The organism is Brevibacterium metallidurans, assembly GCF_037101285.1.
Classification (GTDB): domain Bacteria; phylum Actinomycetota; class Actinomycetes; order Actinomycetales; family Brevibacteriaceae; genus Brevibacterium; species Brevibacterium metallidurans.
Window position 1 is genome coordinate 495031 of the sequence record NZ_BAAAAF010000001.1, and the last position, 22042, is coordinate 517072.

General features: G+C 68.2%; 18 protein-coding genes. 8 read left to right on the plus strand and 10 right to left on the minus strand.

Features of this window, described 5'->3' with window-relative positions; all coding sequences use genetic code 11:
• Positions 1-30 precede the first annotated feature (30 nt).
• Together AACX88_RS02165 and AACX88_RS02170 are read right to left on the minus strand one after the other, a co-directional pair.
• A complete protein-coding gene (locus tag AACX88_RS02165; protein ID WP_339391455.1) occupies positions 31-1179 on the minus strand; it encodes an FAD-binding oxidoreductase in 1149 nt (382 codons plus the stop codon).
• A 5-nt stretch (positions 1180-1184) separates the two neighbouring features.
• Entirely contained in the window at positions 1185-2468 is a 1284-nt protein-coding gene (locus AACX88_RS02170; protein ID WP_339391456.1) for an aromatic ring-hydroxylating oxygenase subunit alpha, read from the minus strand.
• A 422-nt stretch (positions 2469-2890) separates the two neighbouring features.
• Between AACX88_RS02170 and AACX88_RS02175 the strand changes: the two genes are divergently transcribed.
• Together AACX88_RS02175 and AACX88_RS02180 are read left to right on the plus strand one after the other, a co-directional pair.
• The gene (locus AACX88_RS02175; RefSeq protein WP_339391457.1) at positions 2891-3811 is read left to right on the plus strand and encodes a LysR family transcriptional regulator; all 921 of its coding nucleotides are present in this window, start codon (positions 2891-2893) and stop codon (positions 3809-3811) included.
• Positions 3812-4106: 295 nt separating this feature from the next.
• Positions 4107-5039 (plus strand): ornithine cyclodeaminase family protein, encoded by a 933-nt coding sequence (locus tag AACX88_RS02180; RefSeq protein ID WP_339391458.1) that lies wholly within the window; start codon positions 4107-4109, stop codon positions 5037-5039.
• A gap of 27 nt (positions 5040-5066) precedes the next feature.
• On the opposite strand, the gene AACX88_RS02185 is transcribed toward AACX88_RS02180, so the two are convergent.
• Both AACX88_RS02185 and AACX88_RS02190 read right to left on the minus strand, forming a co-directional pair.
• Complete coding sequence (locus AACX88_RS02185) at positions 5067-5837, minus strand: DUF6226 family protein (protein WP_339391459.1); 771 nt, start codon at positions 5835-5837, stop codon at positions 5067-5069.
• A gap of 66 nt (positions 5838-5903) precedes the next feature.
• Positions 5904-6866: an ABC transporter substrate-binding protein gene (locus tag AACX88_RS02190; protein ID WP_339391460.1), complete on the minus strand. Its 963-nt coding sequence runs from the start codon at positions 6864-6866 to the stop codon at positions 5904-5906.
• A gap of 311 nt (positions 6867-7177) precedes the next feature.
• On the opposite strand from AACX88_RS02190, the gene AACX88_RS02195 reads away from it, so the two are divergent.
• A complete protein-coding gene (locus AACX88_RS02195) occupies positions 7178-8164 on the plus strand; it encodes a siderophore-interacting protein (protein ID WP_339391461.1) in 987 nt (328 codons plus the stop codon).
• A gap of 42 nt (positions 8165-8206) precedes the next feature.
• Here AACX88_RS02195 and AACX88_RS02200 read toward each other — a convergent pair whose 3' ends face one another.
• The gene (locus AACX88_RS02200; RefSeq protein WP_339391462.1) at positions 8207-9223 is read right to left on the minus strand and encodes a DMT family transporter; all 1017 of its coding nucleotides are present in this window, start codon (positions 9221-9223) and stop codon (positions 8207-8209) included.
• A gap of 82 nt (positions 9224-9305) precedes the next feature.
• Here AACX88_RS02200 and AACX88_RS02205 point away from each other — a divergent pair, with 82 nt between their 5' ends.
• Positions 9306-10217 carry a LysR family transcriptional regulator gene (locus AACX88_RS02205; RefSeq protein ID WP_339391463.1) on the plus strand — a complete coding sequence of 304 codons (912 nt, stop codon included), beginning with the start codon at positions 9306-9308 and terminating at the stop codon, positions 10215-10217.
• 121 nt (positions 10218-10338) lie between these two features.
• Here the strand turns inward: AACX88_RS02205 and AACX88_RS02210 are convergent, their stop codons facing one another.
• Positions 10339-12633 (minus strand): HNH endonuclease signature motif containing protein, encoded by a 2295-nt coding sequence (locus AACX88_RS02210; RefSeq protein WP_339391464.1) that lies wholly within the window; start codon positions 12631-12633, stop codon positions 10339-10341.
• Between the two features lie 574 nt (positions 12634-13207).
• Here AACX88_RS02210 and AACX88_RS02215 point away from each other — a divergent pair.
• Positions 13208-14215 (plus strand): DUF2332 domain-containing protein, encoded by a 1008-nt coding sequence (locus AACX88_RS02215; RefSeq protein WP_339391465.1) that lies wholly within the window; start codon positions 13208-13210, stop codon positions 14213-14215.
• Positions 14216-14315: 100 nt separating this feature from the next.
• Here the strand turns inward: AACX88_RS02215 and AACX88_RS02220 are convergent, their stop codons facing one another.
• Positions 14316-14735, minus strand: a complete 420-nt coding sequence (locus tag AACX88_RS02220) for a VOC family protein (protein ID WP_339391466.1) — start codon at positions 14733-14735, stop codon at positions 14316-14318.
• Positions 14736-14955: 220 nt separating this feature from the next.
• Positions 14956-16236: a PucR family transcriptional regulator gene (locus AACX88_RS02225; protein WP_339391467.1), complete on the minus strand. Its 1281-nt coding sequence runs from the start codon at positions 16234-16236 to the stop codon at positions 14956-14958.
• A 186-nt stretch (positions 16237-16422) separates the two neighbouring features.
• Between AACX88_RS02225 and AACX88_RS02230 the strand changes: the two genes are divergently transcribed.
• From AACX88_RS02230 to AACX88_RS02240, 3 genes are all read left to right on the plus strand, one after another.
• On the plus strand, positions 16423-17754 hold the full coding sequence (locus AACX88_RS02230) for an MFS transporter (RefSeq protein WP_339391468.1): 1332 nt from the start codon (positions 16423-16425) through the stop codon (positions 17752-17754).
• A gap of 35 nt (positions 17755-17789) precedes the next feature.
• Entirely contained in the window at positions 17790-19685 is a 1896-nt protein-coding gene (locus AACX88_RS02235; protein WP_339391469.1) for a thiamine pyrophosphate-binding protein, read from the plus strand.
• Between the two features lie 194 nt (positions 19686-19879).
• The gene (locus AACX88_RS02240) at positions 19880-21334 is read left to right on the plus strand and encodes a M20 family metallo-hydrolase (RefSeq protein ID WP_339391470.1); all 1455 of its coding nucleotides are present in this window, start codon (positions 19880-19882) and stop codon (positions 21332-21334) included.
• Between the two features lie 38 nt (positions 21335-21372).
• On the opposite strand, the gene AACX88_RS02245 is transcribed toward AACX88_RS02240, so the two are convergent.
• Positions 21373-21783 (minus strand): type II toxin-antitoxin system VapC family toxin, encoded by a 411-nt coding sequence (locus AACX88_RS02245; protein WP_339391471.1) that lies wholly within the window; start codon positions 21781-21783, stop codon positions 21373-21375.
• Positions 21780-22025 carry a type II toxin-antitoxin system Phd/YefM family antitoxin gene (locus AACX88_RS02250; protein ID WP_339391472.1) on the minus strand — a complete coding sequence of 82 codons (246 nt, stop codon included), beginning with the start codon at positions 22023-22025 and terminating at the stop codon, positions 21780-21782. The genes AACX88_RS02245 and AACX88_RS02250 overlap by 4 nt, the downstream gene beginning before the upstream one ends.
• Between the last annotated feature and the right edge of the window lie 17 nt (positions 22026-22042).

Sequence of the window (22042 nt, forward strand, 5' to 3'; positions counted from 1 at the left end):
CGTTTGGGCACCGCATACCAGGTGCTGACCTCAGCGGTCGACGACGAGGTCGCTCAGCGGTGTCGAACAGCAGGGGAGGAATCGGCCGGCGACGAGCTCCTTGGGGCGGATGCCGCCGGCATGGTTCATCTCGACATCGCCGCTGATCAGGTCGGATTTGCACGTCCCGCACATCCCCTGCTCGCACGAGGATGTGAACGCCATCCCGGCCGCGAAGGCGGCATCGAGGACGGTGGTCTCGGCATCGCATGGCACCTGCGTGCCGCTCGTCGCGAAGGTGATCGAGAAGGGTCGTGTCCCCACGCCGCCAACACTCTTCCGGCCCTGCCCGCTCCGCTTCGCCAGACGTGCGGCCGGCGAGGTCGAGAAGACGAACGACTCCTCGTGGATGGCCCGGACACCCACCTCGGCGAGGAGGGGACGGACGGCATCCATGTAACCGGTCGGCCCGCACACGAAGGTCTCGCGGTTCCAGGCGTCGGGGACCGCCTCGGCGAGGATCTCATGGCTGAGCCTGCCCCGCCGGCCCGCCCAGACCTCGGTCGCGGAGTCGCGGGAGCACACGGTGATCACGGTGATCCCGGGGACCTCGGCGAGCTGGTCAAGTTCGGTGCGGAAGACGATGTCGTCCGGGGTCGAGGCGCTGTGGACGAGGACGACGTCGAGCGTCTCGGGGTCCGTCCGGGCGAGCAGCGCGCGAACCATCGACATGATCGGGGTGATGCCCGAGCCTGCGGAGAGGAAGAGGTGCCTGCGGGCGGGGTGGAAGCTCGTGCTGAACAGGCCGTAGGGGCCGTCGACGTGGAGTCGGTCGCCCACGCGGAGACGGTCGTGGAGGTGGCTCGACACCGCGCCGCCGGGCCGGCGTCTGACGGTGAGGGTGAACGTGTTCGTGCCCAAGGGCGCCGAGGAGATCGAGTAGCAGCGGTCGAGGCCGAGCTCGGGCACGCGCACCGTGAGGTACTGTCCGGGTTCGAAGTCGACAGCGGTCAGCCATGGTGCGCGGAGGTCGATCGAGATGATGTCGCGGGTGACCGGGGTGATCGCGATGCATTCGGCGAGTCCGGTGATCCCGTCGTCGGTGCTGCCGGGTACGTCGGTCGTACCGCCCCACGCGGGAACCCGGAACGTCGACTTGCTCGGCACCGCCTCGGCGACCAGCGGGAACGGCGACCTCACATATCTCATCGCCCGCTCACCCTCTCCCTGTGCGCCTTGAGCCGTTCGATGTACCACGTGCAGAACTCATCGAGGTGCCCTTCGGTGGGGGCGTAGGGTCCCGGCAGGTACGCCGGCGACGACACCCCCAGCTGGCCGCGTTCGCAGAAGGCCGCGTCCTGTTCGTTCGTCTTCATCCACACCGACGTGAGGTTCGCGAGGTCGTAGTCGACGCCCTCCTCGGCATCGGCGTCGACGAGCCACGTCGTGCGCACGAGCGTCCTGTCCGCGGCGAGGGGGACGACGCTGAAGGTGACGATGTGGTCGCCCATCGCGTGGAACCACATGTTCGGCTGGACATGGAGTGAGGCCCTGCCCAGGGTGAAGGTGTCGAGGTCTCCGAGCAGCTTCGCCGAGGCGGCCGACCCGTCCATCGTGTACGACTCCCCCTGCCCGTCGAGGGCGGCGCGCTCGATCCTGAATCCGGTCGGGCGACCGCTGAGCTCCTCGACGAGGGCAAAGGGCAGTCCGTTGCGGTCGCAGTTGTCGTGGAGTCGGCGTTCGGCATCGAGGAAGCGGTGGTAGGCCGGCTGCAGGCGGGGCGGTATCTCGTCAGGGGCATAGCCGTAGGTGGGGAAGAACGTGCAGGTGAGCTCCGGATGGCCGGCTTCGCAGTGGTAGCACTCGCGGTTGTTCTCCATGACGAGCTTCCAGTTCGAGTCCTCGATGAGGTCGACCTGAGCTGCGACCTTCGCTCCGGCGATGTCGTGCGGGGCGAGGTAGGGGGAGATGACCTCGGCCACCTCGTCGATGTCGTGCGGCTCGGGCCCGAGGCAGAGGAAGATCAGTCCGGCGATGGTGCGCACGCTGACCGAGCGCAGGGAGAAGCAGGCGGGGTCGAAGCCCGGTGCCTGTGCGCCGGCGGAGATGAGCTCACCGCCGGGAGTGTAGGTCCACTGGTGGTAGCTGCAGACGATGTTGCCCACCGATCCGGCGGGCTCGCCCAGCAGTCTTGTCCCGCGGTGGCGGCAGACGTTGTGGTGGGCACGTATTCCGTCATCGTCGTCGCGGATGACGATGACCGAGTACGTGCCGATGTCGATGGTGACGAAGTCGCCGGGTTCAGGCACCTCGGCGACGCTGCCGACGAAGATCCACGTCGAGGCGAAGATCGCCTCGACATCTCGGGCGAAGAGGTCGGGACTGATGTAGAACGGGGCCTCGAGCGAGTATCCGGGGCGGCGCTCGTCGATGAGTCGGTCGATGTCGGGACCGGCGATGTCGCGGCCAGCGATGCCGAGACGGGGCACCGACCCGTCGGGTGCTGCCTGTCCGGGGGCGGCCCTGCTCAGTCCATCCTGACTCAGTCCATCCTGACTCAGTCCATCCTGACTCAGTCCATCCTGAATCAATGCAGCCTGCCCGGGGGCAGCTTGCCCGGGCGCAGCCTGTCCGGGTGCTTGCGGCCTGCCGACGGCCGTGTCATCGGGGACCAGGGTCATGGATTCCACCGCCTTGCTTCTGTGCGTATCTGCGGCGCTGCCGTCTGTCATGCCACAGTCAGCGATGCCACCGTGAGCGATGCCACCGCCAGCGTGCGGTCGGGGCCCGGTCCGTCCGGGCGCTGGGAACGCACCGCTTGAGCGACCAGTGTCCGCTCCCCTTCAGTGTCCGCCTGGCCGCCGGCGAAGAGAAGCGAATCCTTTCGCCAGCGATCGTGCAAGAATATTGCATGATCGATCGTCGCCTCCACGTCCTTCGGGTCCTCGCCGAGGTCGGCACCGTCACCGCCGCGGCAGAGCGGCTCGGCTACACACCTTCGGCGGTGTCGCACCAGTTGAGGACCCTGTCGAAGGATCTCGGCGTGAGCGTGCTCGAACAGCGGGGGCGCGTGCTCGCGCTCACTCCGGCCGGGCAGTTGCTCCTCGAGCGCACACAGGAGCTCTTCACCCGCTGGGAGGAGATCAGGGGCGAACTCGCCGCCGTCGGCCCGTCTACCGGTCAGCGCGTGCTGCGACTGTGCGGGTTCTCGACCGCGGCGGCGAGCCTGCTGCCGCTCACCGCGGAGCGGGTGATGCGGGAACATCCGGGCGCTGCCGTGCGGATCATCGAGGCCGATCCGCAGGAGTGCTTCGACCTGCTCGTCGCCGAACAGGCCGACATCGCCGTCGTCGTCGCCACCGACCCGCTGCCGCCGCGCAGCGATGCCCGCTTCGAGCAGTCCTCGCTCTTCAGCGATCGGCTCGACCTCCTCGTGCCCAGCCACCACCGGCTCGCCGGCCGGGAGTCGGTGGCGCTCGGCGAGGCCGCCGAGGAGCAGTGGATCCTTGATCGCCCCGGCACCCCGTACCACCGGCTGGTGCGCACCGCGTGCGCGGCGGCGGGCTTCTTCCCCGAGGTCGCGCACGAATCCCATGAGTGGGAGACCGGTGCCGCGCTCGTCTCCGCGGGTCTCGCCGTCGCCCTCGTGCCGCGGCTCGCCCGGCTGCCCGAGGGCTACGACGTCGTCAGGGTGCCCCTCCGCGGGGATCCGGTGCCCTCGCGGAAGATCCTCACAGGGGTGCGCAGCGGTTCGTCCGGTCAGCCGCTCATCGCCTCGGCGCTGGATATCCTCGCCGAGGCGGCCGCCGCCGTGGTCCGCCGCACCGGCTGATTCCGCAGCCGCCGCCGTCGTCCGCAGCACCGGCTGATCCGGCACACGTCGGCGTATCTTGGTGGCGGCAGGCACCGCCCGTCGGCAGCACCAGCATCGCCTGGTGACGGCAGCAGGCACCGCCCGGCGGCAGCAGCTGTCGCCCAGCGAAGGGCGCTCACGTCGCCCACCGGGCGGACGCGGTTCGGAATTGTGGGCGCGATCACATAGGGTGGGCGGCGATCGTGAACCCGTTCGCACCGACCCGGTGCGGACGTGAGTGAGCGTCACCGGAACCGAGCACCAAGGAGCACCCGTGGACGACGTGACCTATCTCGATGCCGAGACCGTGTTCTCCACCCTCTCCCCCGCCGAGGCGGTCGCCGCCCTGCGAGAGACCCTCGCCGGCGGCTTCGATCCCAGCGATGACATCCCGCGCACCGTCACCGATGTCAGTGCGGGCAACATGATCTTCATGCCCTCGGAGTTCGGCCCGTGGGTGGGGGTCAAGCTCGTCGGCGTCTCGACGGGCAACGCCGAACGCGGGCTGCCGCGCATCCTCGGTCAGTACCTCATGTACGAGGCCTCGACTCTGCGCCTGCGCACGGTCATCGACGGGGCCGCGCTGACGACCCTGCGCACCCCGGCCGTCTCCGTCGCCGCGGTCGAACCCGCGCTCTCCCGCTTCACCGCTCCGGTCAGGGTCGTCGTCTTCGGTGCCGGTCCGCAGGGTGTGGGCCATGCCGACACGATCGCCGAGGTGGTCGACGTCGCCGAGGTCTCGTTCGTCGTCCGCTCTCCCGATCAGGCCGGTCATCAGGTGCGACGCCGCGGACGGGTCATCGAAGCCGGCACCGCCGAGGCGAATGAGGCGCTGCGTGCGGCCGATATCGTCGTCACGGCGACGACGGCGAGGACGCCGCTGTTCGACGCCGATCTCGTCCGTCCCGGTGCGATCGTCCTCGCGTGCGGTTCGCACGATCCGCATGCCCGGGAGCTGCCGGCCGAGCTCTTCTCCCGCGCCGAGGTCGTCGTCGAGGATCTCGGCACGGCTCTGCGGGAATGCGGTGACGTCGTCCTCGCGATCACCGACGGCGCGCTCGACGCGGATTCGATCGTCACGATGTCTCAGGTGTGCACGGGCGAGGCCCCGCTCGACGACGATCGCACGCTGATCTTCAAGGGGTCGGGGATGTCGTGGGAGGATCTCGCGGTCGCGTCAAAGCTCGTCGAGGCGGCCGACCGCTGAGCTGAGGGGCGCCGTCGTGCCCTGTGCTCAGGCCCAGTCCTGCATGGGTCGCGGCGTCCAGTCGGGGAACCACGGGCGTGAGCGGTGCAGGGCGGGCTGGTGGGAGGTGTCGCCGGAGAATTCGCCGGCGGCGTCGAACGAGGTGCGGTAGCCGGAGTAGCGGCCTCCGGACTGGGCTTCGATCGAGCCGTCGATGACGGAGAAGATGAGGCTGTCGAGCTGTTGGAGGAGCACGTCCGAACCGTAGTCGCAGAAGTCGCAGCCGCAGTCGGGTACGCGGGCGAGGGAGACGGCCGGGTCGCCGAGGGCGATGATGACGTTGGCGACGCGGTCGACGCCGTCCTCGTCGGCGACGTAGTCGTTGAACCCGATGACGAGTTCGGGGTTGCCGTCGACGTCGCTGGTGAGGATCTCGCTGCGGTCGGCCACCGAGAGGAAGGGGTCGTCGCTGGCCCAGTTCACTGCGTGGGCGGTGAGGTGGCAGCCTCGGCGGGTGAGGACGTTGATCCACGCCCGTGCGCGAGCGTGGACGATGTCGAACTTCTCGTGGTCGGTGACCTCGGACCAGCCATCGGGGGCGGAGCCGCCACCCCATTCGAAGTCGGGGTCGAGGTGGGGGTCGTCCCACCTCGGCGTGTCAGCTGCGATGGCGCGGAAGTCGTCTTCGACTTCGCGGAACAGCTCTGCGGCCCTCTCCGACACCGGCAGGGTCGCAATCGCGGGATTCCACTGCTGGTCAGAGGGGTCTTCGTACGATCGGGCAAGGTTGGTTCGCAGCTCTTGCCACCAGAAAGTCATGATCCGATCTTAGACCGGTCCCGACCCGACGGCGTCAGAAGCGCGTCACCGGGGGTCACCGCCTGGTCATGACTGCTTATCGATATCGTCAGCGCGGTCGAGGACGTCGGCGAGCTCGTTCAGCCACGCCGCATATCCGTCGTAGGTATAGGCGCGCTTGTCGTCCCAGGATCCGAGTTGGTTGGCGGCGACCGTCGGCAGGGCCGTGAAGATCGGATTGTCCGCATAATCCGCCGAGGCGTCGTGGACGAGGATGACATCGGCGGGGCAGTCGCTGATCTTCTCCCACGAGACCTCCGCCCAGGAGCTGTCGGCGCCGGCATCGGGTCCGGCGAGGCGGACGCCGTCGTCGGCGAGCATGGAGGCGACGCCGAGCTCCTTCGCCGTGTAGATGATGTCGGCGTTGAAGTTCGCCAGGAGGACGGAGAGCCAGTCCTTCTGCGCGGTGATGTCGCGGATGCGCCGGCGGGTGTCGTCGAAGTCCTGGCGCGCGGAGGCGATCGCGTCGGTCTCGGTGTCGGCGCCGAGGGCCTGCGCGATCGCGGCGTACTGGGCGAACATCTCATCGGGGGTCTGATCACTGAGCTTGACGGGCACGAAGGGGGCGAGTGCGCTCACCTGCTCTTTGAGTTTGTCGTCCCACCAGGTCCAGCCGTCGCCGGTGTCGTTGCCGTAGGCGACGATGATGTCCGGGGCCGCGGCGGCGAGCGCCTCGGTGTCGAGTTCCATGTCGGCGCCGACGACCTCGACGCCGGTGGAGTCGAAGGACCTGCCCGGGGACTCGTTCTTCCCGAAGCCGAAGACGGCCACGGGTGCGATGCCGTAGGGGGCGAGCGCGGCGGCCGAGTAGTAGTCCATGGCGATGCGTTCGGCCGGGCGGTCGAGGGTGACGGTGACCCCGTCGTAGCCGGCGGGCGAATAGGAGAAGTTCGCGGCAGGGTTCGCAGCCGTCGACTCGGGCTCTCTTGTGCAGGCGACGAGGGCGAGTGGGGCGAGCGCGGACAGGGCGAGAAGCTGGCGACGGCGCATGGGTGCCTTTCGGACGGCGGACGCGGATGACGTGCAGTGACTCTCGGTGACTCTCTCCGCCGTGGGAGTCCCACTGACGGAACACTGACCACCGTAGCACTGATTTGGAGAGGCTATCCTAACCAGCTATGGGGTAGACTCGTCGTGGACTTCCCGCCATCGGCGATGAGGTGATCCGACGTTCCGGGTCGGGCCTCTCGCCGAGGCTTCCGACCCACCGCGGTCGTGTCACGGGTCGTCGTCGCTGGGGAGCGGGAACGATCCCTGCGCGCACCGACGACTCTGTGCGCGCCGGGGACCAAGGAGAACACATGTCACGCCCAGCCGTCAGCGCCTTCGATGCCACCGTCATCGGGATCGAAGATCTCAGCCCCGCCTTCCGCCGTGTGACCTTCGGCGGCCCTGGCCTGGAGAACTTCGGCATCAACGGACATCCGCGCGATCTGCGCCTCAAACTCGTCATTCCTCCAGGTGAGGCGACCGAGCCGAGGTTCGACCTGATCGGATTCCTCGCCGAGCAGTCCGCCGCCGGTGTCCCCTGGTATCAGGCGTGGCTGCAGGTCGATGAGAGCGAGCGCGGCTGCATGCGCACGTACACCGTCCGTGAGTGGCGTGACGATGTCCGTGAACTCGTCGTCGACATGGTCCTCCACACCGATGCGGACGGGCATTCCGGCCCTGCAGCGGGCTGGGCGGAGACGGCGCAGATCGGCCACCGTCTCCACATCATCGGACCCACCCGTGATCACGACGGCGTCTACGGCGGGATCGAGTTCGATCCCGGCGACGCCGACCAGATCCTCATCGCCGGGGACGAGACGGCGGTGCCGGCGATCGCTTCGATCTTCGAGTCGCTGTCGGGCCGCGATGTGCGCGGCAAGGCGGTCATCGAGGTGCCGACCGCGGCGGATGTCCTCGACCTCGCCCTGCCGGAGGGCTTCGAGATCGAGTGGCTGCCGCGCGGCGATGCGGGCTTCGGGGAGAAGCTCGAACCTGCCGTGCGTGCGGCGGTCCGGGCTGAGAGCAGGGTCCTCGCCGAGGTGGGGGCGGGTGCGGTCGAACTCGAGGATGTCGACATCGATTCCGAGATCCTCTGGGACGTTCCCGCGCAGCTCACGCAGGCCGCGCAGAGCAGTTCGAGTGAGACCGAGCGGACGGCTCGACCGTTCTACGCGTGGATCGCCGGCGAGGCCGGACCGGTCAAGCGGCTGCGGCGCTACCTCGTCCAGGAGGTCGGCGTCGACCGCAAGCAGGTCGCGTTCATGGGTTACTGGCGTCAGGGCAAGGCCGAGGGCTGAGCGGATCACTCCGCTGTCCGTTCACCTCGGTGCGTGCTTCGGTCAGTCCGAGCGCTTGGCGGATGCTCTCAGCGAGCCCACGATCTGCGGTCCGATCGCACATGCGGCCCCGACGAGGCAGAGGACTCCGCCCGCCGCTGCCAGCGGCGGCGGCACCTCGGCGAGGATGATCCATGAGAGAAGAACGACGATTGCCGGGACGAGAAGGCTTGAGGAGCTGAGCAGGCCTGCCGGGAGGACGCGGATGGCGAATCCCCAGAGATTGAACGCGATCGCCGTGGGCACGACGCCGAGGTAGACGACCTGGAGGGTGATGCCGATGGGCGCGGCGGCCACCTCGGCGATGAGGCTCGGAGTGAAGACGAGACACGCCACCGTGCCGGCGAGGATGCCGAGCCACGTCACGGTCACGGAGTCCTCGCGCGAGAGGAAGTGCTTCTGGAGCAGCACACATGCCGCGTAGAGCACGGCGGCGACGAGGCTGAGGACCAGGCCGCCGATGGTGATGACGCCCGTGAAGCTCGCGGCTGTGATCAGCCCGATGCCGCCGAGGGAGATGAGGATGCCGAGCAGGAGGCGCCAGGGCAGCCCTTCGCGGAGGACGAGGCCGGCGAAGACCGCGATGATGAGAGGGGCGATGTTGACGATCATCGAGGCAGTGCCGGCATCGATCGAATGCTCTGCGGCGTTGAGGACGACGACATAGGCGGCGAACCATGCCACTCCCCAGAGGGCGACGATGAGCCAGGCGCGTATCGAGGATGGGAACCGTGGGCGCCGGAAGAGCATCCACAGCGAGAGCACGGCAGCGGCGGCAAGGCAGCGCAGCAGTGCCATCGCTCCGGGGTTGAAGTGGGCAGCTGCGTCACGGATGACGACGAAGGACGACGCCCAGAAGACCATGGTCAGCAGTGCGGCGATCCATGGCAGTGCGGGGAAGCGGACGGAGAGAGGCAGCGATCTGGTCGTCGGCGCATTCGTCGACGTTGCCGGTGCCGTGATCTGCACAGCGTCCTCGGTTGCCTTCGGCGAGCCTTCTCGATGGGTATTGCGTCTCATATCTGCGATTATTGCCGCACTCACCGTCAAGGAAAAGCGCACACCATTGCACAACTGTGCATGAACTTCGTACGGTAGAGGGATGCACACCGTCGCGCATCTGCAGTCCTTCAAATCGGTCGCGGTGACCGGCTCTGTTCGCTCTGCCGCTCATCATCTCGGACTCTCGCCATCAGCCGTGAGTCATCATCTCAAGCTGCTTGAGCGCGAAACCGGGCTGACTCTGTTCACCCGACGTGGACGCGGATTGTGCCTGACCGAAACAGGTGCTTCGATCCTCGGCGAGATCGATGCCGTTCTCGAGTCGTCGAGTCGGCTGCAGCAGCGGATCTCCGAACTCCAGGAGAGCCGGGTGGATCGGTTGTCGATCGGATACTTCGCGTCGGCGGGCACGAGATGGCTGCCGGAGCTCGTCGCCTACCTGGAGAACCGGTACCCGCACACCGCCGTTCAGCTCAATCTCGCTGAAGGACCATGGAGGGAACTGAGCTCCGATATCCAGGTTGTCATCTCGGATAGGCGGGAACTGCGCTTCCCGGTCGAGGTCGACAGCAGCTTCCTCGTCGAAGACCCGTATGTCGTGGCTGTTCCCGATGATCACCCGATCGCGTCGCGCGCATCGATCTCGCTCGCCGAGCTCGAGGGGATGCAGTGGATCGACAATGACATCGGTGACGGCCCCTGCCGAACGATCCTCTTCGACGCATGTGCGCGAGCCGGCGTGCAGATCCACTTCAAGCATGAGGCGCATTCCTTCCCGACGGCACTGCACATGGTCAGTCGCGGCCTCGGGATAACGGTCCTTCCGCGGCTCGGCATCGATCCGCTGCCGCCGGGAGTGCGAATCGTGCCACTGGCGGAACCCGCTCCGACGCGATACATCCACGCGATCAGCGACCCGGGGCATCCGCAGCAGGCGCTCATCGCCGATGCGATCTCCGCCCTGCGGGATCTCGCTGTCGACGACACCACACGGATCTCTTCACACGGATGACGTCACGCAGACGGGGTCACGCAGACGGCGTCACCCGGATGACGTCACGCAGACGGCCTCACGCAGGCGTCGTCCGAGAGAGTGTTGGGTCGCTTACCGTCGTCCGGGCAGGGCTGTGCCTTCACCCCGTGCCCCGCTGATGATCCTGACCAGTCCCGCCAGAGCGATCATCTCTCACCATGTCAGGGCGGTCATCGAAGAGCGACGCGATGATCTCGGCGGTGATGTAGCGCGGATGGAGGATCGGCCGCCTCGCAGGGTCCACCGCCGCAGGGGGTATCCATGACGGTCGCCCGTCGGCGAGCATTCTCATCTCCCAGTCGGACCGGTCGAGCAGGTGGTGATGGTAGCTGCACACCAGAGCCAGATTGTTGATGTCGGTGCGCCCGCCCCGAGCCCACGGCACCACATGATTGGCCTCGCACCATCCCGGCGGGGCGTCGCACCCCGGGAACGTGCACCCCTTGTCTCTGGCGGTGATGATCGCGACCTGCTTCTTGTCAGCGAACCGCTTCTCGGTTGCCACCTGGACCGTTGTCGCCTTCTCGCTCATGAGGTGGAAGAACACGGCCCCGTTGAGGCCGTTCGCTCTCAGTTCGTCGATCGGGATCGGGGTCTCGACTCCGGTCGTGCCTTCGCCGGTGCCGTTCGCAAGGTCGTCCGCCGTCGCGGTGACGACGAGCGCGTACGGGGAGCCGGTCCCCGCCTGTTCCATGCTGATCCGAGAGACGAGAGTGGCGAATCGTTCGTAGATCAGCGCCCTGGCCGTTGGCCGTTCATCGGTGAGGTCGACCGAGGTGCCGTCTTCGCGCACTCCGACGCCGACTGGGGAGCCGGTGGGGCCTTTGTCGCCGCCGCTGCCAGTGCCGACCGCGCGGCCGCTGCCAGTTCGGTCCGCGCCGCCGCCGTCAGTGCCTACCCCGCGGCCGACTCCACCGATTGCGGCGCTGGCCGCTCCGTCATCGACGATCGGCAGCGGGGCGTCGTAGCGGTCGCCGCGAAGCACCGCGTCGACGACGTCGAACAGCGACTCCTGACCGGCGTGCTCCGCCGCACCGGACATCCCAGCATCGGAGAACAACGCATCGCCGGAGAGCCCCATATCGCCGGAGAACAGACTCGTGTCCGCCGCACTAGGTGAGTCGGACCCGATCGAACCCGCACTTTGTCCCGCATCGGCAGATCCTGCCGTCGACGGTGTCGAACCAACCTGATCAGCGGATTGGATGCGGGATGTCAGCAGCCCGTTGAGTGCCGCTCCTGAGACCGGGTCGAGCAGTCCGCCCAGCACCCAGTCGCCGTTGGCCTTGGGCCGGATCGTCACAGAGTAGTCGGCCCGCGGAGTCTCTTCGCGGGGTCGCTTCCCATCGGGATCGAGGTAGCCGAGCATATGGTCGAAGATGCCGCGCAGATCCCGGACCCGCACCTGTGGTGCGTAGTCGACCAGCTGTTTCTCCACCTCGGCGCGCTTCTCCGGACTCACCCAGTCGGGCAGGTCGCGCATGCAGTCATCGATGGCCTTCGCCTGTCCCGCCGACAGCGACCCGCTGTGCAGGCCGTCGGCGACCTCGGGGCACAGAGGGGCGAGCCGCTGCCCGGATTCGCTGACCCTCCCGCCGAGGTTCTTCGCCAATTCGGTCCGCCTGTTGGCTTCGGTCGGGGTGAGATTGAGCCGGTGCTGGATGAGAGCCTTCGTGCTCTTGGCACCGCTGTCCGTCGGAGTGCCTACGCGTTCGTAGACGGAGAGAGCCAGCGTCGAGAGGTATTCCGTGATCCGTGAGAGCGCTTCGACTCCGTCGACGAGGAGCAGGGCCTCGTCGGGACCCATCGGCTTCTCGAAGGACCTCAGTCCGTTGCTGAATTCCATCAGGGTGGTGATGCTGTCGGTGATCTCGGGGGCGAAAGCTGAGAGATCCGACCAGCCTGCGTCGGTGAGCAGCGGGTGCCGGCTCACCCAGGCCGGGGCTGCGTCATCGCCAGCTGCGTCCCGTCCCTCGGATCCCTGATCGCGGAGCTCTGAGCTTGGAGAATGCGGCGCCTGGTCGACGGCAAACGACGGTGTGCTGATATCCGGATCATCGATGGAGTCGAAGTAGTCGGAGGCCGGTTCGTCGGCCGGTGGCGGCTCAGACATGTCGACGGCGTCCCTGGCGCCGAATTCATCGGCGAGAGGGTGACCGGAGAGATCGAATCCGGCAGCCGCGAGCTGATCACGCAGAGAGATGACCTCGGCGAGGCGTTCGTCGTCAGCTGATCCTGCGTCGCCGCGCCCGGATCCGACACTCGCTGTCCCGTCACCCGCGGAGCGGAAGTCGTTCCGGGAGCGATCCGCACCGGACGCATTCCTCCGCGCAGCCGAAGCACGTCCTGCGCGTTCCTCCGGCTTCTCGGAGTTGCGGTCCGGGGTGAGAGTCATAGCCTCCAGGTCCAATCATCAACGTCTGTGTTGATCCTCCCATTATACACCTGATTCGGATTTGTCAACCCATTTGTTTGGTTTTTGTTCTACTGTGAAGGCGCATTTCGATACTCTTCGATTCTCATATCAATCATACTTGTTACAAAAGCGGACGCAGAGACCTGCATTCACCGCCCTGAACTGGGAAGACGTTGCGTGAATCCGCGCCCGCGCATCACGGATGCGCCCTGACACCCGCGCGGAGCAGCGGATCCGCCTGCGCGCTTGGCCGATCGCGATCGTCCACAGAAGTGGCTCTGACGGTCCACCGGCCACGCCTCGACGGTCACCACCTCACCTCGAGCGGTCCGCGGAACGTTCCGACACCCTCCTCACCACTGAAATCAGACCTCGACCTACGATGACAGTGACACAGATTCGACGATGCCGGAGGCGGACTCGATGAACTCGGCTGTTCCGCACCTCACGACAGAAGACCTGCCTGAGGCAGCCAGTGCACCGGCAGGCACCCTCGCGCCAGCGGGGCCCCTACACCCGCACCCCCACCGACGGACAGGTGAGCATGGAACCGATGACCGAGCTCGAATCCGAGACGCTGCGCCGGTACTACCGGCACTTCGCCGAGGTCGAAGCGGCCGACACTTCACCGCTGTTTGCCGAATGGGCGGCGGGAACGGCCGACGATGACGAGATCATCGACCTCCTCCTCTCACTCCCCCAACCCAAACGGCAGGCCAACCTTCTCTTCGCCGCTGCCCGACACCTCGGCGCCGGGGAACCCGATTTCGCCCAACTGCGCGCGTGGCTGCTCGCGCACTGGGATGCGGTGCGATCGCTCATGCTCGAACGGTCGACGCAGACGAACGAAGCCGGTCGCTGTGCTGTCCTTCTGCCGGTCCTGTCGCAGGTGAACGGGCCGATCGCGCTCATCGAGGTGGGCGCCTCGGCGGGGCTGTGCCTCTATCCGGACCGCTACAGCTACGAGTATCGGACCGCCGAGGGTGTCGTCCGCCTCGATCCGGAGGACGGACCGAGCACGGTCGTCCTCGAGTGCGGGCTCACCGCCGCGCAGCCCCCAACGAGGCTCCCCGAGGTGGTCTGGCGGGCCGGCATCGACCTCAATCCGCTCGATGTCACCGACCCTGAGGAGCGCGCATGGCTGCGGTCCCTCATCTGGCCCGAGCACGACGCGCGCCGGGCCCGCCTCGACGCCGCTGCCGCGATCGCCGCCGCTGACCCGCCGCGACTCGTCGCCGGTGACCTCACCGAGGCGGTCGACTCCCTCATCGCGAAAGCGCCCGCCGGTGCCCAGATCGTTCTCTTCCACAGTGCGGTCCTCGCGTACGTCGACGCACCGGGACGCGACAAATTCACATCGCTCATGCGCTCACGCGACGACGTCATCTGGGTGAGCAACGAGGGCGAGCGCGTGCTGCCGGATCTCGGCGAACAGCTGCGCGGCTTCGGCATCGAGAGCGCCGGCGGACGGTTCGTGCTCACCGTCGACGGCGTCGCGACCGCGCTCACCGGGCCGCACGGCCAGAGCTACCAGGGACTGACCCGACGAACCCCCGCCTGAGGCACAGGCCCATCTCCGCGCCGAACAGCGAAACCGCCAAGCCCCCACGTCACGGCAGCCCTGCGTCACTGCAGACACCGCATCACTGCGAACCCCCGCATCACTGCGGACCGGCCCCCTGGGCTGTGTCGATCATCCACGGCACCCCGAACTGGTCGACGCACGCCCCGAACCCCGCCGACCAGAACGTCGGCGCGAACGGCATCTGCACCTCACCGCCCTCGGCGAGGATGTCGAAGACCCGCTTCGCCGCGTCCGGATCGGGAGCGGTGAAGTTGAGCGCGACCCCGGACATCGCATCGCCGGTGCCCGTGGGGTCGTCGGCTCCCATGATGAGCGAATCGCCGAGGTTGAGCACCGCATGCATGACCGAATCCTCGGGTGCGCCCGGCATCCGCGCCTCGGGTGGGGCGTCCTTGCTCAGCATGATCGACAGTTCGCCGCCGAAGATGTCACGGTACCGTTCGAACGCCGCAGCGCACCGGCCGCCGCTGAAGAAGACGTGGGGACTGATCGCCATTGCTTCTCTCCTCAGGGAGTGGACGGGTGTTCCCGTTCGACCGGCCTCGTCGCCGGTCGCAGTGACTCAAGTATGCCCCGAGCCGCCCACCAGCAACAGAGCCCGCTGAGTCTACAGACCCCGCTCGCTTCACCCGACGTCGCAAATGTCATGCGGCGCCGGGTCGAATCTGGGACGTCGGGTGAAGTTTGGGTAGGCGTCGGGGGCGGACGAGCCCCGGTTACGCCCATGCGACGACGAGGCGGGCCGCCTCGGCGGGGATCGTCGGATCGACGCCGGTCACCTCGGCGAAACGGCGCAGTCGGTTGGCCACGGTGTTCCGGTGGCAGTAGAGCTCGGCGGCCGTGAGCCCGATGCTCCCGGACCGCAGATACGCCCGCACGGCCTCGACGAGGCGCTCCCGCTCGGCCGTCCCGCACCGCTCGAGCGCCTCATCGACGTCGGAGACGACCGATTTGCCCGTCGCGTTGAGCGCCCGCGCCGCCAAGCGCGCCCACCCTCGGCCCCAGGTCATCGCCCGCGTCTCGCCGGTGTCGAAGACCTGCGCGAGGTCGCGGGCCGTGAGCGCCGACCTCCGCAGCGCCCCGATCCCGGCGGCGACGACGAGGCCCACCCGCGCCTCGGCTAGCTGTGATTCGATCCCACTCGCCCGTGCCCCGGACAGCCCCGCGAACCGCACGTCCTCCGACTCGGAGGACTTCGCGCCCGCCGACCCCTCGGACCGCGTCCCGGTCGAGGTCCTGGTGAAGGCGATGAGGACGTCGCCGAGGTGGTGGGTGAACATCGTCCCGCCCGCCCGCTCGTGCGCGGAGACGATGACCCGCAGGGCCGGGGTGTCCTCGGCCCCGGCGGCAGCGACGATGAGCGGGTCCGTGACGGCAATGCCCAGCGCCGAGGCGATCGTCGCCAACCGCTCCTCCGTCGGGTTGACGTCCTGGAACAGTCCCGCGATGACGCCCTGGCGGACCGAGGACTCCTCGGCGCGCATCCGTGCCTGCTCCGCGGTGTAGGCCTGCTGGACCTGGAGGACGTACTCGTCGACGGTGCTGAGCACATCGCCGGTGTGCCGGATGACGAGTTCGGCGTCGTCCTCGGTCGCGACCCGGGTGAGCGCCTCCCACAGCACCGTGAAGTCGTGGCGGATCGCCGTCATGAGCGCTTCGAGGGGAATCCCGGCCCGCGCTCGGGACACCCCCACCTCGGTCGAGACAGGCACCGCCCCGTCGAAACCGCCGGCGCGGAGGCCGTCGATGAGGGTGCTGAAGGACCGGCGGCCCGTGCGCCGCAGCTCGGAGACCGGGATCGGCGCGGGGTCGTAGCCGGAGACGGTGACGACCCGGGACATGAATGACTCGGTGAGGGCGTCGAGGTCGAGGGCGTCGAGGAGTTCGAACCATCGTGCCTCGTCACCGGGCAGAGGCCGGTCATGGAGGCGACGCGGATGGTGCCGCCGATGGTTGACCCTCCGCGCATTTCCTCCTGGGTACTTCTCACTGCCCATCACCTCAGTGTATGTGCAGATGCACAATGCGGACCCGGATAACTGCGGCATTTCCCCGTGGAAACCGAGCGATCTCACTCGGTAATGTCGTGAGTCACACGGTCATCGCACCCGGACCCACGTGCCGCTGCGCAGGAGCGAGGACCACAGGACCGACCCCGGCCCCGCTATCGACGGAGATCAAGCATGAGCAGCAATCCCAGCACCTCGGCGATCGAATACGACGCCACCCAGGAACTCAGCGTCAAGGACGCGAACAAGGTCGCCGTCGGCGCACTCATCGGCACCGCCCTCGAATGGTACGACTTCTTCCTCTTCAGCGCCGCGGCCGCGCTGATCTTCAACGTCCAGTACTTCACCTCGGAGAACGCCACCGCCGCCGCACTCGCCTCGTTCGCGACCTTCGGCGTGGGCCTGGCCGCACGCCCCATCGGCGGCATCATCTTCGGCCGGATGGGCGACAGGATCGGGCGCCGTCGGGTGCTCATGATCACGATCGTCGGCATCGGCGTCGTCACCGGCCTCATCGGCATGCTGCCGACCTATGCGGCGATCGGCTTCGCCGCCCCCGTCCTCCTCGTCCTCCTGCGCATCGCACAGGGTCTCTTCGTCGGCGGCGAATGGTCGGGGGCGATGACGCTCGTCGTCGAGAATGCCCCGCTGCACCTGCGCGCCCGCTACGCCGCGATCCCGCAGATCGGTTCGCCCATCGGCACGATCCTGTCCTCGGGCGGGTTCTTCGTCATGACGCTGCTGCTCTCGCAGGAGAGCTTCAACTCGTGGGGCTGGAGGATCCCGTTCCTCATCGCCATCCCGCTCCTCCTCGTCGCCGTCTACATCCGCAGCCGTCTCGAGGAGTCCCCGGTCTTCCGTCAGCTCGAGGAGTCCGGCGAGGTCGAGAAGAGCCCGATCTCGACGACGCTGAAGAACAGCTGGAAGCAGATCATCGTCGGCATGGCCGCCGCCCTCCTCGGCGTCGGCGGCTTCTACCTCGTCACCGCGTTCTGCGTGTACTACGGGGTCAACATCCTCGGCTACGACGATTCGCTCCTCCTGCTCGGCAGCATGGTCGCCGCCGCCGTCGAGATCTTCATCCTCATCTGGGGCGGCGCCCTTGGGGCGAAGTACGGCGCGAGCAAGGTCATCCTCTGGGGAGGCATCGCCTCGGCGGTCATCGCGGTGCCCGCGTTCCTCATGTTCTCCTCCGGTCAGCCGGTGCTCATCGTCATCGCGATGACCGTCGCCGTCGGTGCGCTCTCCCTGCCGTACGCGGCCTCGGGCACCGTGCTCACCGGCCTCTTCCCCGCGACCACCCGGTACACGGGGGTGGGGATGGCGCAGAACGCCGCGGGCATGCTCTCGGGTTTCATCCCGCTGCTCGCGACCGGGTTCGTCGCCTCGGCGAACGACCACTGGTGGCCGGCGGCGGCGATGCTCGTCTTCCTCTCCCTGTTCACGGCGTTCGCCGGAGCGATCGCGCCGCGGCTGAGCGTCGACCTCCCCGGCTTCAAGCACTGAGCCGCCGAGCCCACCCCATGAAAGGACCCCCACCCATGTCGATGTCCGCTGGTCACGCGATCGTCAGGACCCTCGAGAACGCCGGCGTCGACCGCGTCTACGCGGTCCCAGGCGAGAGCTACCTCGACGTCCTCGACGGACTCTATGACTCTCCGATCGAGACGATCGTGTGCCGGCAGGAGGGCGGCGCCGGCTTCATGGCACTCGCCGAGGGACGGCTGACGGGCACTCCCGGCATCGTCATGGTCACCCGCGGGCCGGGCGCGGCGAACGCGATGATCGCGATCCACACCGCGTGGCAGGATGCGACCGCACTCGTCCTCTTCGTCGGGCTCGTCCCCACCGCAGATCGTGCGCGCGAATCCTTCCAGGAGTTCAGCCTCCCCGAATGGTTCTCCTCGACCGCGAAGCGAGTCATCGTCATCGACGACGAGGATCGTGCGGGAGAGCTCACCGCCGAGGCGCTGCGCATCGCGGCCTCGGGTCGTCCCGGCCCCGTCGTCGTCGGTCTCCCCGAGGATGTCCTCGTCCGCCTCACCGAGGCGGTGCCCCCGGCCCCGGCCCCGATCGCCGAACCGGAGCCCTCGGAGACCGATCTTGAGGCCCTGACCTCGCGGTTCGCTGCTGCCGAGCGTCCTGCACTCGTCGTCGGCGGGGACGGCTGGCACGGTGGGGAGGGTCGCGCGCTGCTCGCGGCGGCCGCCTCGGCGGGGATCCCCGTGTTCGCCGATTGGCGTGCCTACGACGCTGTGCCGCACACGGGTCCCGCGTGGGCGGACTGGCTCGGGTACGGTCGGGCGGATGCGGTGGCGACCGGGTTCGCCGATGCGGATCTCCTCGTCTTCGTCGGCGCCTCCCGCTCCGATGTCCTCAGCGACGGATATTCGAAGGGCTTCGACGCCGAGACCGTGCTCGTCTCCCTCGACCCTGAGGCCTCCCAGCACGCCGGGCGCATCGACCAGCAGATATTGGCCTCCCCGCGGACCTTCGCCCGCGCGTTCGCCGCCCTCGACGCCTCTGACCTGCGCGGATCACGCACCGATGCGTGGATGGCGGGGCGCGCGGACGCGCAGACCCGGTTCGCCGCGCACCGCGCCGATGCCTCGGTGAGTCCCCTCGCCGAGGCGGCGGCTGGCTCCCGTGCCGAGTCCCGAGCCGACGCCGGCGTGGACTCCTCTGTCGCCGAGGCGGCTGTCGGCGAGACTCGACCCGGCGTCGATCTCGGGGTGGCGTTCGGGATCCTCGACGACCGCCTCGGCGGGGAGGCGATCCTCACGTACGGGGCCGGCAACGCGACGATCTGGGGCCACCGATTCGTCCGGCACGAGACTCCTGCGAGCCTCGTCGGGGCGCGCAACGGGGCGATGGGTCTCGCGGTGCCCGCCGCGGTCGCCGCGTCGCTGGCCTTCCCGGAGCGTCGGGCGGTCGCGATCTGCGGTGACGGGGACTTCCTCATGAATGGGCAGGAACTCGCGACGGCGTTCGCCCACGGTGCGACGCCCCTGGTGATCGTCGTCGACAACGGCGTGTACGGGACGATCGTCCAGCATCAGATCAACCACTATCCCGGGCGGCCGTCGGGGACGCGGATGGTCAATCCGGACTTCGCGACGTGGATGTCGTCGTTCTCCGGGCCGCGGCGCAGCGCGGCTCCGGACGATGGCGTCGGACGCGCAACGAGCACCATCCCCGGTGGTGGGCCAGTCGTCGCCGGTGGTGGGCCAGTCGTCGCCGGTGGTGGGCCAGTCGTCGCCGGCGGTGAGCCGGTCGTCGCCGGCGGTGGGACGGTCGTCGGCCACGGCGAACGCGTCGAGCGGACGGAGGACTTCGCCGCCGCTCTCGACCGCGCACTCGCCGCCGATGGTCCCGCACTCATCCACGTCCTCATCGACCCCGAGACCATGCCGCCGGCACCCGACGAGACCGGCTGATCCCGGCGCTGCGCGGCTGATTCGACAGCAGCCGACCGCTGCGGGGCGACCCCCAGCAGCCGCTTCCTGAGCCGGCTCCACCCCACCCACTGACTTTCACCTCCGACCCACCTGCGACACCGCAACCGCGGCGCACGACACTCCCCACCGATTCCCCATCACCCAGACTCCCGCAGACTCCGAAAGGACCCACGATGACCGAGACTCCCGCTTCCCGGACCGGCGTCCCCACGCCGCGAGCAGACACCCCCGCCCCGGCGAACGGCTCCGCAGCCCCCACCTCTGCGAATGACGGGGGAAGCGCCACCTCAGCGATCGCCGATGTCTCCTCCCAGTCCACCAGCGACGCCTCCGCGCTGACCGACGCCGACGCCTCCTCCCGAACCGAACACGACGCCGACTCTCAGTCCGAGCGCGAGGCCGACTTCCTCGCCGACTGGGCCGTCCACTCCCGCTTCGGCGCGGTCGAGGGCACGAACGGAGTCGACAGACAGGCGGCGAGCATCGCCGACGGCGAGCAGCGGAAATGGTTCGCCCGGCTCCTCGAGGATCATGGCTTCACCGTGCACCGGGATGCGATCGGCAATCAGTTCGGCCTCCTCGAACTCGTGCCCGGGGCGCCGTACGTCCTCACCGGCTCGCACATGGATTCGCAGCCGACGGCGGGGCGCTTCGACGGGGCGTACGGGGTGATGGCGAGCGCGCACGCGTGCTTCACGATCGCCGATGAGCTGCGCGCCGACCCCTCGCAGGCGAGGTTCAACCTCGCCGTCGTCAACTGGTTCAACGAGGAGGGCTCGCGATTCAAGCCCTCGATGATGGGCAGCAACGTCTTCACCGGCAAGGCCGACCTCGAGGCAGCACTCGCGACGACCGACCCGCACGGCGTCACCGTCGCCGAGGCGCTCGACGCCCTCGGTGAGCGCGGTGACTTCACTGCCCCGGAGATCGCCTCGTACGCCGAGATCCACGTCCAGCAGGGCCGGAGCATGGAGGAGGAGGGCGTGACGATCGGCCTGGTCAATGCGACGTGGGCCGCGCACAAGTTCGAGTTCCGCGTCCACGGCGCGCAGGCGCACAGCGGGTCGACGCTCATGGCCGACCGTCGCGATGCGCTGCTCGGGGCGGCGAGGCTCGTCGTCGCGGCCCGTGACCTCGTCGACGAGTTCGAGCCCGGAGCGCTGCACACCGCGTGCGGTGAACTCAACGTCTACCCGAATTCGCCGGTCGTCGTCGCGAGCGAGGTCGAACTCCTTCTCGATCTCCGCTCCCCCAGCGCCGAGGTGATCGCCTCCGCCCATGCCTCCCTCATGGCCACGGTCGCCGAGGTCTCCGAGGAGGTCGGGGTCGACATCGAGATCACCGCCGAGCACAGCTGGGATCAGAACCCCTACGCCGAGGACGGCGTCGCGCTGGCCCGGGCGGTCGCCGATGACCTCGGGCTCACCTCGGCGACGGTGATGACGGTGGCCGGCCACGACTCGACGAACATGAAGGACACGGTGCCCACGGTCATGCTCTTCGTGCCGAGCGTCGGCGGGGTCTCGCACAACCTGGAGGAGTTCACGAAGGACGAGGACCTGCTCTCCGGCCTCCACCACCTCACCGAGGTGGTCCGACGGTTGGCGGGCGGGGCGCTCGCAGGGTGAGAGGCGCGGGGTGCTCAGTCCTTGCGAGGGTCAGTCGGTCAGCCGTCCCACGGGTTGAGCAGCGTCGCACCGGTGCGCTCGAAGTCAGCAGTGTTCCTCGTGACGAGCGTGAGCGAATGCTCGAGCGCCGTGGCCGCGATGAGACTGTCCATGTCAGGCATCGGATCGGGGACGTGAAGCTGCGACGCCCGCAATGCGACCGCCTCATCGATCGAGAGCACTCGTCCGGCGAAGGACTCCCGCACCTGGTGGTCGAACCAGTGGCGCAGCACAGCACCGGCCTGCGGGTCTTTGCGCTCCTTCAGTCGGACCCCGACATCGATCTCGAGCAGGGTGATCGCGCTGATCGCGAGATCGCGGATCCGCTGTGCGCTCAGCCAATCCGTCACCGGTGAGGGTCCCTTCCGGCGCGCATCGCTGATGATGTTCGTGTCGAGGAGGTACTTCACAGCGTCGGGACCCGCAAAGACGAACCTGAGCGCGCCGGCAGGTCAAGGTCGACGTCGTCGCCTTCGATGACGAGTCGTTCCCCCATGAGCTCATCTGCCGCGACCAGCTCGTCATAGTCATCGGCCGTGAGCAGCACGTGCGAACGTCGCCCGTGGTCGGTGATGATCACCGGCCCATCCTTCGCTGCGCGCTTCGCGGCCGAGACGTCGCGGTTGAATTCCCGACTCGACATCGTCGTCATCGCAGCCTCCACGTCTT